The sequence below is a fragment of the Alterinioella nitratireducens genome (genome assembly GCF_013155465.1).
GTDB classification, from domain to species: Bacteria; Pseudomonadota; Alphaproteobacteria; order Rhodobacterales; family Rhodobacteraceae; genus Alterinioella; species Alterinioella nitratireducens.
Window position 1 is genome coordinate 57,732 of sequence record NZ_JABJVX010000008.1, and the last position, 13,204, is coordinate 70,935.

A 13,204-nucleotide genomic window follows, 5' to 3' on the forward strand; every position below is an offset into this window, starting at 1 on the left:
CGGATCATGCGGCGTTTGGGGAAATGGTTGGGACGGATCATCCTCCTGGTTCTGGTGGCGCTCGGCCTCTTCCTTGTCTTCGGCCCCGGCTATGTCGAAAACAGCCGCAACGCAGTGGCCGAGCATGATCCCTACCCGGTGTCGGAGGAGGCGGCGGCGCTGCATGGCACCCTGACCATCGGCGACTGGCACGCCGACAGCCTCTTGTGGGACCGCGACCTGCTGGAACGCGGCGACCGGGGCCATGTCGACCTGCCGCGCTTGCAGGAGGGCAATGTCGCCATCCAGGTCTTCACCGCCGTCACGAAAAGCCCCGCCGGCCTGAATTACGACGAGAACGAGCGCGACGCGCGCGACAACATCACCCTGCTTGCCATGGGCCAGCTCTGGCCGCCACGCACCTGGGACAGCCTGCTGGAACGCGCGCTCTACCAGGCCGAACGGTTGCAGGGGTTCGAGGACGCGTCAGAGGGTGCGCTGCGCCTCGTGACCACGCGCGGCGGGCTCGACGCCGTTCTGGAGGCGCGCGAGGCGGGCGAGGATGTCACCGCCGCGCTTCTGGGGATCGAGGGCAGCCATGCGCTGGAAGGCGACCTTGCCAATCTCGATGCGTTGGAGGACGCAGGCTACCGCGTCATCGGGCTGCAACATTTCTTCGACAACGCGGCTGGCGGGTCGCTGCACGGCATCGGCAACGGGGGCCTGACCGAGTTCGGCGCCGAACTGGTGGCCGAGGTCGCCGCGCGCGGCATGGTTCTGGACCTCGCCCATTCCAGCACGCAGGTGGCGCGCGACGTGCTGGCAATCGCCGATATGCCGCTCATTGTCAGCCATACCGGCATCCGCTCGGTCTGCGACACCAACCGCAACTTCCCCGATGATCTGATGCGCGAGATCGCCGCTACCGGCGGCGTGATCAGCATCGGCTACTGGGCCGACGTGACCTGCGACGACAGCCCCGATGGCATCGCCGCCACGATCATGGCCGCGATCGGGGTGGTGGGCGAGGATAACGTCTCGCTCGGGTCGGATTTCGACGGCTCGGTGGCCACCGCCTTCGACACCTCGGAACTGGCCGCGCTGACCGATGCGCTGCTCCGCGCCGGTGCCAGCGAGACCCAGATCCGCAAGGTGATGGGCGAAAACATGGTCCGCGTGCTGCGCGACCGGCTTCCTGACTAAAGCAGGCTGGCGCCGTCCTCATCCAGCGCGGGCGGCGTCGGTTTGCGTGTCATCACCGGCGTGCCGGGCATGGCGACCGTCGGCTGCGCGGTCACGAAATTCGGGGCCGGGGCGGGCTTTTGCAACTCGCCACGCAACTCCAGCAGCAGCGTGTGGTGATCCGCCATCCTCTGCACCAGGATTTTCGAGGTCTCGCGCGCTTTGGCGAGGTGGCGCTGCCACAGCTCGGTGCTGAGCGAGAGGGTCTTGGCGAAGGAGGGCGCGGCAAAGCCCGTCTCGTAGACCTTCTTGCCGAGCAGAACCGCCTGATACGTCCCGGCAGAAAACAGCGAGTCGAATTTCAGGTCATAGGGGCCGGGCAGCGCGTAGCGCCAGACCTCCAGGTTTTCGGCCAGGCTGTCCGGCACCTCCAGCCCCTCGCGCGCGTCGATCCAGTACTGGCTGTCGGTGCGATTGCCGAGCGCATAGTGCAGGCAGATGAAATCGCGCACCTCGTCATAGAGGTTGCCAACGAGCTTGTTGTAATGCTTGCGCAGCGGCTCGGCGTAGTCGCTGTCGGGAAAATAGATCGCCAGCCAGCGCACGGCGGTGTCGATCATGTGGATGGCGGTGGATTCCAGCGGCTCGATGAAGCCGCCGGACAGGCCCACGGCAACCACGTTCTTGACCCAGGCATTCTGATTGCGCCCGATCCGCATCGGAATGACGCGCGGTTCGACCCCGTTCCAGGTGTCGCCCAGATGGGCCACGAACTCGTCGCGCGCCTCCTCATCGGTGCGATGCGCCGAGGAATAGACATAGCCGGTGCCGATCCGGTTGAAGAGCGGCACCCGCCAGGACCAGCCCGCGCCAAGCGCATAGGCGCGCGTCATCGAGGGAATCCTGGTCGGGTCGGGATGCGGAATCTGCACCGCCATGGCGCGGTCATTGGCGAGGTATCTTGAGTAGTCGATGAAGGGCTCCTTCATCACCTGGTTGATGATGACGCCCTTGAAGCCGGTGCAGTCGACCACAAGCTCCACCTCGTGCCGCCCGGTCTTGTCCAGTTGCAGCGCCGAGACATAGCCGCGTTCGTCCTGTTCGACATCCAGCACGTCCTCGCGGATATGCTGCACGCCGCGTTCGACGCAGATATCGCGCACCATGTTTGCGAACTTGCCCGCGTCCAGGTGATAGGCATGGCCGATCTTCATCGTATAGGGCTTCTCGCCCAGGGGGCGCGGCCCCTTTCCGGCGCGGGCCAGGTCGGTATGGGGGCAGAAGATTTGCGTGAAATCCTGCCCGCCCGCGCCATGCTGCAGGTAGTAATAGGCATGCTCGATCCCGTCGATCACGCCGGGGCCGGAAAACGGGTTCACGTAATCGACCTGGCGGCCATTCTTGTCCGTATTCCAGTTGGCAAAGAGGACACCGAGCTTGAAGGAGGCGTTGCAGGTCTTGAAGAATTCCTGCTCCGACAGGCCCGCCGTGCGCAGGGTGCGCGGCATTCCGGGCACCGTCGCCTCGCCGACGCCGACGGTGGGGATATTGGGCGACTCGATCAAGGTGATCCTGGCCGCCTTGCCCCCGGTCGCCGCGCGGCTGAGGTAGCTTTGCAGGATCAGCGCGGTCATCCAGCCCGCCGTGCCGCCCCCCACGATGGTGATGGATTTGATCGGTTCGCCCATGCTGTCCCCCCGGCTTCGCCCCGCGAGGGTTGCAACCCTCGCGTGTTATTGACCCAAGGGCACTCTACGCATGGGCATCACACCTGTCCAATCCCGATCATCCGGCATCGGCGGCAAAGACGGCCTCCAGCGCCACTTGCGTCCCCCGCGAGAACTCCAGCGGGACGGGGTAATCCGCGCCCGTGGCCGCCGAGCGCCCGAACGCCTCGACCTGGGTAACATACTGGCGCGCGTGGTGCAGTCGCGTCAGGGTTTCGACCCCGTCCGGCGTGACCACCCGCACGGAAGCCTCGCGATGCGAGACCGGGTTGAAGGGGGCCTGCATCTCGATATAGCCGCCGCTGCCGTGATAGATCGCCATCTGGCGCCGGGTGGTCCTCATGCTCATGTGGCAGGCGCAGGTCACGTCGCCGAAGCTGGCCCAGATCCGGGCCGACACATCGACCCCGCCCTGCCAACCGAGCCGCGCCGCCTCGATCACCGGTTCGCGCCCTGTCGCCAGCCGGGCCGAGCCGAGCGTGTAGACCCCGATATCGCGCGTCACGCCGCCGCCCAGGTCGGGGTCGAGCCGGATGTTTGCGGGATCGTCCAGGCCGAAACTGAAATAGCTCTCGATATGGCGCAGCGTGCCGATGGTCCCGTCCGCCAGCAGCGACTTCACCAAGTGCCATTGCGGGTGATGCGGGATCATGTAGGCCTCGGCGATCATCAGCCCGGTCTCGTCGCGCAGCGCGATCAGGCGGTCGATCTCCTCGACCGTCATGGCGATGGGTTTCTCGCACAAGACGTGCTTGCCTGCCCGCACGACCTTCTCGCACCATTCCACATGCAGCGCATTGGGCAACGGGATATAGACCGCGTCGATCTCCGGATCGGCCAGCAGCGCGTCATAGCTGTCATGCACCCGCAGCCCCGGCGCCAGCGCGGCAAAGGGGGCCGCCTTGGCCGCATCGCGCGTCGCTACCGCCGCCAGCACCGCGTTTTCGGCATTGTGGATGGCCGGGCCCATGGTGGTGCGGGCGAAATCCGCCGCGCCCAGAATGCCCCAACGTGTGATCTCTGTCATCTCTGCCCCCTTTTCCGGTTTCTCTTCCCGGCCACCTAACCGCAAAAAGGACCCGCCGAAAAGGCAGGCCCCTGATTTCCGTCTCGCCGGACCGATCAGGCCGGAACCGTTACACCCTGTTCACGGGCCAGGTCGCGCATCTTCTTTTGCAGCTTCTCGAACGCGCGCACCTCGATCTGGCGGATACGCTCGCGGCTGACATCGTAGACCCCCGAGAGGTCTTCCAACGTCACCGGCTGATCCATGAGGCGGCGCTGCGTGAGGATGTCGCGCTCACGCTCGTTCAGCACCTCCATCGCCTGTTTCATCAGGTCCATGCGGTGATCGAACTCGTCCTTCTCGGCGTAGTCATCGGCGGTGGTGGCGTCTTCGTCTTCCAGCCAGTCCTGCCATTGCGTGGTCGAGCCGTCATCCGAGCCGACCATCGCGTTGAGCGAGGCATCGCCCCCCGACAGGCGCCGGTTCATCGAGATCACCTCATCCTCGGTCACGCCGAGGTCATTGGCGATCTGCGCCACGTTCTCGGGCCTGAGATCACCATCCTCCAGCGCGCCGATGCGGGCCTTGGCCTTGCGCAGGTTGAAGAACAGCTTCTTCTGCGCCGAGGTGGTGCCGAGCTTGACCATCGACCAGGACCGCAGGACGTATTCCTGGATCGACGCGCGGATCCACCACATCGCGTAGGTGGCGAGGCGAAAGCCCTTCTCGGGATCGAATTTCTTGACCGCCTGCATCAGGCCGACATTGGCCTCGGAAATCACCTCGGCCTGCGGCAGACCGTAGCCGCGATAGCCCATGGCGATCTTGGCGGCCAGGCGCAGGTGGCTGGTCACAAGCTGGTGCGCGGCGTCGGTGTCCTCATGGTCCACCCACCGTTTGGCCAGCATGTATTCCTGTTCGGGCTCCAGCATCGGAAATTTGCGGATTTCCTGAAGATACCGGTTGAGGCCCTGTTCCGGCGACGGGGCCGGAAGATTGGCATAGCTGCTCATCGCGTTCATTCCCTGTTTCGGCTGACTCAAATGTAAATCTCTTTAACTTTACACCCGAGATGGGCCGGTGGGGGGCCCATTTCAAGGGGCGGTTATCAGATCAACCCCAAGATAGGCTTAATGTTCCTTGCACGACAATCCACGTTTCAGTGAATTCACGTGCAATTGCGCACATGTTACGAGGCCGCTTCGCGCAGGCGGTGCAAGAGCTGCGCCATATCCTCGGGCAGCGGGGCCGAAAAACTCAGCCGCGCGCCGCTGACGGGGTGAACGAATCCCAGGCTCGCGGCATGCAGCGCCTGGCGGGGGAAGGCGTTGAGGTCGGCGGCCAGCGCCTCGCCCATGCCCTTGGCCGACACCCACCGCCGCCCGCCATAGGTCTGATCACCGATCAGCGCGTGCCCGGCATGGGACAGATGCACCCGGATCTGATGCGTGCGGCCCGTCTCCAGCCAGCAATTGATCAGCGCGACCGCGCCGAACCCCTCCTCGACCCGCGCCCGTGTCACCGCGTGACGCCCGCCGTTGAACAACACCGCCTGCCGCTGCCGGTCGGTCTTGTGGCGGGCCAGTTGCGTCGTGATCTTGAGCACGCCCGCCGCCTCGAAACTGACCCCCGGCAGACCGCGCAGGCGCGGGTCCGAGGCGTCCGGCACCCCGTGGCAGATCGCCAGGTAGTGCCGCGCGACGCTATGCGCCTCGAATTGGGCCGCCAGCCCGTGATGCGCGGTGTCGGATTTCGCCACCACCAGAAGGCCCGAGGTGTCCTTGTCGATCCGATGCACGATACCGGGGCGCTTTTCGCCGCCGATCCCGGACAGGTTGCCGCCGAAATGATGCAAGAGCGCATTGACCAGCGTGCCCGAGGGCGTGCCGGGGGCGGGGTGGACGACCATGCCGACGGGCTTGTTGACGACGATCAGGTCGGCGTCCTCGTGCAGGATCTCCAGCGGGATGTCCTCGGGCCGCGTGTCGACCTCGACCGCTTCCTCGACCGTGATCTCGACCAGATCGCCCTCGGCGGGTTTCGCCCGCGCATCCGTCGCCACCGCGCCGTTCACCCGCACCGCGCCCTCCGCGAACAGGCGCGCAAGGCGCGAGCGGCTCAGGCTCGCCGCCTCTGGCACATCGCGCGCCAGTGCCTTATCAAGCCGCTTGCCCGGCTCCGGGCCGATATGGACCGTGATGATCTTTGGCGAAGGGCCTGACATGGACGATACTCCGGCGACAGAAGACCGCGACCCGCTGAACCTGCGGGTGCTGCGCATCCTTGTGACCGTGCTGACGGTGACGATGATTGTGGGGCTGATAACGGTCGTGGCGGTCTTTGTCACCCGGTTCGAAAGCGGCAGCCCGGTCGCCCTGCCCGATCAGGTCACCCTGCCCGAGGGCGAGAGCGCCCGCGCCGTGACCTTCGGCCCCGATTGGTACGCGGTGGTCACGGCGAACGACCTGATCCTGATCTATGACCGGGCCAGCGGCGACTTGCGCCAGACCGTCACGATTGATTAATCGTCCAGCGCCGCGGCGCCCGCGCGTGACCCCGGCCCGATGATGCCGTCGATGGCCCCGCGATAGAGCCCGCGTTCCTGCAAGATCACCTGGAAGGCGCGCGCGGTGGCGTCGTCCCAGGGCGGCACCCGTCCCCCGACCTCGCCGCGCAGGCCGTCCAGATCGACATCGCCGGTTTCCAGCGCGGCCACGTAAAGCTCCGCCGCGCGCTCCGGGTCAGCCTCGACCCCGCGCCCGCGTTCATAGAGGAAGCCGAGCGCGCCGACCGCCTCGGCCAGCCCCGCATCGGCGGCGGTTTGCGTCCAGCGCAGTTGCAGATCGGGATCGCCGGTGCCGGGGCCATCGGCCTCGGAATAGATCTTGGCCAGTTCCAGCGCCGCCTCAACGCTGCCCTGTTCGGCGGCCATCGAGAAATACCGCGCCGCGCGGTCCCGGTCGGGGATGTTCAGCGTCTCATCCGCGCCGCCCGGAATACCATCGCCGGTCAGGTAGGTCTGGCCCAATCGCAGCTGCGCGAAGTGATAGCCCCCGTCCGCCGCCTGCGTCATCAGCTCCACCATCCGGCCCGCATCGCGCGGCACGCCGCGTCCGATCCGGTAGAGCAGGCCAAGCGTCGCCATCGCCGCAAGGTCGCCGCGTTCGACGCCGCGCCGGTAATGCTCCGCCGCCCGGTCCAGGTCGGTCCGCGCGGGGCCGATCCCGAAGAGGCTATAGTCGCCCAGTTTGGTATCGGCCGCCCCAAGCCCCGCCTCCGACGCCGCCTCGAACTGCGCGATCGCCGCCCTGTGGTCGCCGACCAGTTGCAGCGCGGTGCCGTGGTGGAAAAGCGCCGCCGCATCCGTGGCCCCGGCCTCGACGGCTTCGGCGCAGAAAGGTGCGGCCTCGCGGATGGCCGCGACCTCCTCGGCCTGGACTTCGGGGGTGATGGGCACACCGGCATTGGGCGTGCCCGCAATCTCGAGGCATCGTGCCAGCGCGTCGTCATCCTGCGCATTGGCCATCAGAGGGGCGAGCGCAAGCAGGGCTACGGCAAGAGAGGGGAAATATGACGGCATCGGCTAAGGGTCCGCGAATGATTGAAATGATTGGCAGTCAGCCTAGCCAAAGCCCCCTGACCTGTCGAGCCGCGAGACCCAAGGAACGCCATAGTTTCGGCTGGCTTATGTCACAGCCCTGTGCCAGCTTTCGCAAAGCGTCCGGAAAAAGCGGGAAATCCTCGGGAAAACGGGGTAAGCCCAAGGGCGCGTGGCAGGCAGAAAAGAAGACCGGGCAGAATGATGCGCGATAGCAGCACCACGGACAGGATCCTTGCGGTCGATCTCGACGGCAGCTTGATCCGTGGCGACATGATCTACGAATGCCTCTGGTCGGCCATGGCGCTGGACTGGAAGGCACCGTTCATCGCCGCGCGCAGCCTCAGCCGCGGCATCCCCGCGCTGAAACGCCGCCTCGCAGAGCTTGGCCCCGTCGATGTCACCACCCTGCCCTATGACCCGGAGGTCATCGCCCGGATCGAGGCCTGGCGCGCCGAGGGCGGGCGCACGGCGCTGGTCACGGCCTCGGATCAGATGCTGGCCGATCAGGTCGCGGACCATCTGGGCCTGTTCGACGAGGTCCACGGCACCACCCCCGACCGCAACCTGAAGGGCGAGGCCAAGGCCGCCCTGATGGCCGAGCGCTTCGGCGATCACTTCACCTATATCGGCGACAGCACCGCCGACCTGGCCTGCTGGAAGGTCTCGGGGGCGGCAATCACCGTGGGCGCAACCGCGAAGTTCCGCGCCCAGGTCGATGGCATCAATGCCGATGTCACCCATATCTCGCCGCCCGAAGCCCCCGTCTGGCCGATCCTCAAGGCGATGCGCCCGCATCAATGGCTGAAGAACCTGCTGGTCTTCATGCCGATCATCGCCGATCACTCCTTTTCCGCGCTGACCTTCTTTCAGGGGCTTCTGGCATTCATTGCCTTCGGGTTGGTCGCCTCGGCGGGCTACCTGCTGAACGATCTGCTCGACCTCGGCCCCGACCGTGCCCATGCGCGCAAGCGGTTCCGCCCGCTGGCCTCGGGCCGGTTGCCGGTGCCTCTGGGAACGGCGATGGTGCCCGTTCTGCTTATCGCGGGGCACCTCGTGGCGCTGACGCTCGGATGGGCCTTCGTCGGTGTCATCGCGCTCTATTTCTGTATCACGATGAGCTATTCGCTGTTCCTCAAGCGCAAGCCGATCATCGACATCTGCGTGCTGGCGGGCCTCTACACGATCCGCATCATCGGCGGGGGCGTCGCCACCGGCATCGACCTGTCGATCTGGATCCTGGCCTTTTCCATATTCCTTTTCTTCTCGCTCGCCGCCGTCAAGCGGCTGGCCGAGCTGGTCCATATGCGCGACTCGGGCCGCGTGGCGGCGGCCGGGCGCGGCTATTCGGTCGAGGATCTGCCGCTGACCATGCAGATGGCGACCGCGTCGGGCTTCGTCTCGGTGCTGGTGCTGGCGCTCTACCTCAATGCGCCCGACATCCAGGCGCGATATTCCGCGCCGGTGTTGCTTTGGGGGGTCTGCGCGCTGCTGCTCTACTGGGTCTCGAAGGCGGTGCTGGTCGCCAGCCGGGGCGAGATGCATGACGACCCGCTGGTCTATGCCGTCACCAACCGCACCAGCCTGATCTGTATCCTGATCATGGCGGCACTCGGCGCGGGGGCGATGCTGCTATGAGCCCCGCGACCCTCGCCCTGCGCTATGCCGGTTTCGCCGCCGTCGCCACGATCGCCAACCTGGGGGCGCAGCGCATCGTGCTGGCATGGGGCGACGGCGCGGCCCTCTTCGCGCTGGCTGTTGCCACGGGCACCGGCGTCGGGCTGGTGGTGAAATACATCCTCGACAAGCGCTGGATCTTCTACGACCTCAGCACCGGCGTCCGCGCCCATTCCACCAAGTTCGCGCTCTATACCGCGATGGGGCTGGTGACGACGGCGATCTTCTGGGGCACGGAAACCGCCTTCTGGCTGATCTGGGGCACCGATCTGATGCGCGAGGTCGGCGCGGTCCTGGGGCTTTCCGTCGGCTATGTCACCAAATACCTGCTCGACCGACGCTATGTCTTTGCCGATAGCACCCGGCTGGAGGGCGCGGGATGAAGCTGACGGGATGGGGCAATGTGCCGGTGCTCGACTGCAACGTCAGCGCGCCGCGCAGCGAGGCCGAGCTGAAAGCCGTCATCGCGCGCGGTCACGCCATCGCGCGCGGCAATGGACGCTCCTACGGGGATAGCGCCGCCAGCCGCAGCAACACGATCGACATGCGCAATTTCGACCGGATGATCTCGTTCGACGAGGAGACCGGCGTGCTGGTGGCCGAGGCCGGAGTGCTCCTGGCCGACGTCATCTCCGCCTGCCTGCCGCGCGGCTGGTTCCCGTTGGTCACGCCAGGGACCAAGCTGATCACGCTTGGCGGGGCAATCGCGGCGGATGTGCATGGCAAGAACCACCATATCGACGGGTCTTTCCGCGCCTGCGTGGACTGGATCGACCTGATGGGACCGGGTGGCGAAGTCACGCGTTGTTCCGCCGGTGAAAACCCCGAGCTTTTCGACTGGACCCTTGGCGGCATGGGCCTGACCGGGGTGATCCTGCGCTGTGCCATCCGGCTGCGACGGGTAGAGAGCGGCTGGATCCGGCAGCAGATGATCCCTGCCCGCGACCTGGATGCCGCGATCGAGATCTTCGAGGACAACCTCGGTGCCACCTATTCCGTCGCCTGGATCGACTGCACCGCGACGGGCGACAGGCTTGGCCGCTCGCTGGTCATGGTGGGCGAACATGCGCGCGCAACCGAGGTCGCGCCGCAGCACCGGCACCGCCCCTTGCACGTGCCCGCCCGCCCACGCCGCACCTTTCCGTTTCCCCTGCCCGGTTTCGCGCTGAACCCGCTGACCGTGCGCGCCTTCAATGCGCTCTATTACTGGAACGGCAAGCGCCAGACCGGGATTTCCACCGTCGACTGGGACAGCTATTTCTACCCGCTCGACTCCATCGCCAAATGGAACCGCCTCTACGGGCGGCGCGGGTTCCTGCAATTCCAATGCGTGTTGCCGCTGGAACGCGGCGCGCCGGGGCTGCACGCGCTGATGGAGGCGATTGCGGGCTCGGGCCAGGCTTCGTTCCTGTCGGTGCTCAAGCGGTTCGGTCCACAAGACAGCCCGATCTCCTTCCCGATGGAGGGTTACACGCTGGCGCTGGACTTCCCGAACACGCGCAAGACCCGCGATCTGATGCCCCGGCTGGATGCGATCACTCTGGCCCATGGCGGGCGCTTCTACCTGGCCAAGGACGCAAGGATGCCCGCGCCCACGCTGGCCCGCGCCGACCCCCGCGCCGCCGCGTTCGCCGCGTGGCGGCGCGAGACCGGCCTCGCCCCCGCCTTTTCCTCCTCCCAATCCGAAAGACTGAAATTATGACCGGCCCTGTCCTCATCCTCGGCGCGCGTTCCGACATCGCCCGCGCCATCGCCCGCGCCTTTGCCGCCGAAGGCCACCCGATCCAGCTGGCCGCGCGCCATGCAGAGAACCTCGGGACCGACCGCGACGACCTGCAAACCCGCTACGGCGTCGAGGTCAGCCTGCACGATTTCGACGCGCTGGAGGTGCGGCAGCATGAGGCCTTTGTCGACGGCCTGCCGGTCCTGCCCGAAATCGTGGTCAGCGCGATTGGCGTCCTGGGCGACCAGACCGAGAACGAGGATGACGTGGAGGCCGCGCTTGGCGTGATCCGCGCCAATTTCGAAGGCCCCGCGCTGATCCTGGGCGTGCTGGCCAACCGCTTTGCCACGCGCGGGTCGGGCACCATCGTGGGAATCAGCTCGGTCGCGGGCGATCGCGGGCGGGCGTCGAACTATGTCTACGGCTCCGCCAAGGCCGGGTTTACCGCCTTTCTGTCGGGGTTGCGCAACCGGTTGGCCAGGCAGGGCGTGCATGTCGTCACCGTGCAACCTGGCTTCGTCAATACCGCGATGACGGCGGGAATGGACACGCCCGGAGCGCTGACGGCAGAGCCCTCCGAGGTCGGGGAAGCGATTGTGAACGCGGTCAAAAAGGGGCGCAACGTGATCTATGTGCGGCGCATCTGGTGGCTGGTCATGTCGATCATCTGCGCCATCCCCGAGGCGATCTTCAAGAAGACCAGTATCTGACCCTTTCGCGGATTTTCGCCGCAGCGCAGCAAAAACCGGCGAAAACCCGCCGGAAAACCCGGCTTTCCGGTTACGCGATCTTCGCCTTCTTGTTTCCTTAATTTTGTCAGAGTATTTCAAAATTCATGAGGGACAGATTTATCAACCTGCGCAAGCCGCGGGCCGCAACCAGTCATGCCGATCTAATGGAATCGCCGACGGCCGTCTTGGTCGTGCTGGCGGCCTCCGCGATCGTATGTGCTACAATTCTCATCCTGCTGGTGACCCGCCTCGCCCCGGTGGCGCGGATCGAACCGGTCGAGGACAGGCCAATTGAGATCCGCATCGCGGATATCGGGCTAGGCACCGTGGCGATCCCGCCCGCCGCATCCGGCGCGCCGACCACGGGCTTCGACGCGCCCGCCCGTCTGGAACTGGCCGCGCTGCCGCCGATGGAAGCTGAAAGCGACTATGTCATGCCGGCCCCCAATACCTGGGTCGAACCCGAGCCCACGATCATCTCCGGTCGCCCGCCGGTCGAGGCACAGCCGCGCCCCGATCATATCGAACATCTTGCCGCGTCGATCCGCAACCTGACCAACCCCGCAAACGTGCTGGCCGCGCGTCCGGCGCAGCGCCCGAGCGTGGCAGAGGCACCCGAGGGCGGCATCGTGCTGACCAGCAGCCTGCGCCCGACCCTGCGCCCCGCCAATCTTGAGGTCGCGCCGACCCTGGCCGTGGCCGTGGCCTCCACGCCGGACGTTCCGGTAACACTGGCAACAGCCACGCCCGAGGTCTCGACCGCACCCGCCTTCGACCGAAACGCGAATGCCTGCTCCACCCGCCTGTCGCGCGCCATTCCGCGCCGTCCGGGCAGCGCGTCAGACGGCACCCCCTTCATCCAGACGCTTGCCTCGGCCTCCGGCACGACCCGCGACGCGGCCATCGCCCGCGAAGTCCTGCGCGGCAACGTGCCCGACTTCCTGCGCGACCTGGCCCCGGTCAGCTTTACCGGCGTCCTGCCCAATGGCCGCAGCGCCCAGATCACCATCTGCGTGACGCCCGATTACCTGGCCGTCGGCAGCGACCGCGACTTCGTGCGCGTGCCGCTTGGCCTGTCTGCCGCCGGTCAGATCGCGGAAGCCTTCGACATGATGCTGCCGACCACCCGCATGGTCGACGCGATCTATGCCCAGGCCGATCTGCGCCTGTCGCCCTCGCCGATGGACCCGACCAGCCAGATGGCCTCGACCAACTATTTCCTGCGCCACAACGCCACCGTGGAAGCCCAGCGCGCCAATGCCGGCGGCCGCCTCGGGATGCTGGTTTCGGGCCAGAAGAAGGATCTGGTCTTGACCAACCGCCTGGCCCGCGCCCCCGGCCGCGTCGCGATCTATGGCTGGCACCGCCCCGGCGGCAACCCGATCCAGCCGCTTTCGACGGTGCACGGGGCCGCCTATGCCGATTACAGCCATGGCATCCGCCTGGTCAGCCGCACCGCCTTCGTCAACGGCCAAGCGGTCGATCTTGAGGATCTGCTGATGGACGGCACCTATGCCGGGCTCTTGAACACCGACGGCCCGATCGGTCGCCCCGCGATCCAGTTGGCCTCGCGCTGACACC

The 13,204-nt window shown here is 66.4% G+C and carries 12 protein-coding genes; 7 read left to right on the forward strand and 5 right to left on the reverse strand.

Annotation, left to right across the window (positions count from 1 at the left end; translation table 11 throughout):
* The first annotated feature begins 6 nt into the window (after window positions 1–6).
* Window positions 7–1,182, forward strand: coding sequence for a dipeptidase (locus tag HNS34_RS13935; RefSeq protein WP_172320697.1), 1,176 nt, complete (start codon window positions 7–9; stop codon window positions 1,180–1,182).
* Here the strand turns inward: HNS34_RS13935 and HNS34_RS13940 are convergent.
* The 4 genes from HNS34_RS13940 to HNS34_RS13955 all read right to left on the reverse strand — a co-directional run bounded on the left by HNS34_RS13940 (window position 1,179) and on the right by HNS34_RS13955 (window position 6,118).
* On the reverse strand, window positions 1,179–2,849 hold the full coding sequence (locus HNS34_RS13940) for a tryptophan halogenase family protein (protein WP_172320698.1): 1,671 nt from the start codon (window positions 2,847–2,849) through the stop codon (window positions 1,179–1,181). The two genes, HNS34_RS13935 and HNS34_RS13940, sit on opposite strands and share 4 nt — an antisense overlap.
* 97 nt (window positions 2,850–2,946) lie before the next feature.
* Window positions 2,947–3,915, reverse strand: coding sequence for a Gfo/Idh/MocA family protein (locus HNS34_RS13945; protein WP_172320699.1), 969 nt, complete (start codon window positions 3,913–3,915; stop codon window positions 2,947–2,949).
* A 95-nt stretch (window positions 3,916–4,010) separates the two neighbouring features.
* A complete protein-coding gene (gene rpoH, locus HNS34_RS13950) occupies window positions 4,011–4,907 on the reverse strand; it encodes an RNA polymerase sigma factor RpoH (protein ID WP_172320701.1) in 897 nt (298 codons plus the stop codon).
* Between the two features lie 176 nt (window positions 4,908–5,083).
* Window positions 5,084–6,118 carry an RluA family pseudouridine synthase gene (locus tag HNS34_RS13955; protein ID WP_172320702.1) on the reverse strand — a complete coding sequence of 345 codons (1,035 nt, stop codon included), beginning with the start codon at window positions 6,116–6,118 and terminating at the stop codon, window positions 5,084–5,086.
* Here HNS34_RS13955 and HNS34_RS13960 point away from each other — a divergent pair.
* Entirely contained in the window at window positions 6,117–6,419 is a 303-nt protein-coding gene (locus HNS34_RS13960) for a DUF6476 family protein (protein ID WP_172320704.1), read from the forward strand. The two genes, HNS34_RS13955 and HNS34_RS13960, sit on opposite strands and share 2 nt — an antisense overlap.
* Here the strand turns inward: HNS34_RS13960 and HNS34_RS13965 are convergent.
* The gene (locus HNS34_RS13965) at window positions 6,416–7,420 is read right to left on the reverse strand and encodes a tetratricopeptide repeat protein (protein ID WP_172320705.1); all 1,005 of its coding nucleotides are present in this window, start codon (window positions 7,418–7,420) and stop codon (window positions 6,416–6,418) included. The genes HNS34_RS13960 and HNS34_RS13965 overlap by 4 nt on opposite strands.
* Before the next feature lie 273 nt (window positions 7,421–7,693).
* Here HNS34_RS13965 and HNS34_RS13970 point away from each other — a divergent pair, with 273 nt between their 5' ends.
* The 5 genes from HNS34_RS13970 (at window position 7,694) to HNS34_RS13990 (ending at window position 13,200) form a co-directional block, all read left to right on the forward strand.
* Complete coding sequence (locus HNS34_RS13970) at window positions 7,694–9,130, forward strand: UbiA family prenyltransferase (RefSeq protein ID WP_214647491.1); 1,437 nt, start codon at window positions 7,694–7,696, stop codon at window positions 9,128–9,130.
* A complete protein-coding gene (locus tag HNS34_RS13975; protein WP_172320707.1) occupies window positions 9,127–9,552 on the forward strand; it encodes a GtrA family protein in 426 nt (141 codons plus the stop codon). The genes HNS34_RS13970 and HNS34_RS13975 overlap by 4 nt, the downstream gene beginning before the upstream one ends.
* The gene (locus HNS34_RS13980) at window positions 9,549–10,871 is read left to right on the forward strand and encodes an FAD-binding oxidoreductase (protein ID WP_172320708.1); all 1,323 of its coding nucleotides are present in this window, start codon (window positions 9,549–9,551) and stop codon (window positions 10,869–10,871) included. The genes HNS34_RS13975 and HNS34_RS13980 overlap by 4 nt, the downstream gene beginning before the upstream one ends.
* On the forward strand, window positions 10,868–11,602 hold the full coding sequence (locus HNS34_RS13985) for an SDR family oxidoreductase (RefSeq protein WP_172320709.1): 735 nt from the start codon (window positions 10,868–10,870) through the stop codon (window positions 11,600–11,602). The genes HNS34_RS13980 and HNS34_RS13985 overlap by 4 nt, the downstream gene beginning before the upstream one ends.
* Before the next feature lie 125 nt (window positions 11,603–11,727).
* The gene (locus tag HNS34_RS13990) at window positions 11,728–13,200 is read left to right on the forward strand and encodes a hypothetical protein (RefSeq protein ID WP_172320710.1); all 1,473 of its coding nucleotides are present in this window, start codon (window positions 11,728–11,730) and stop codon (window positions 13,198–13,200) included.
* Window positions 13,201–13,204 lie beyond the last annotated feature (4 nt).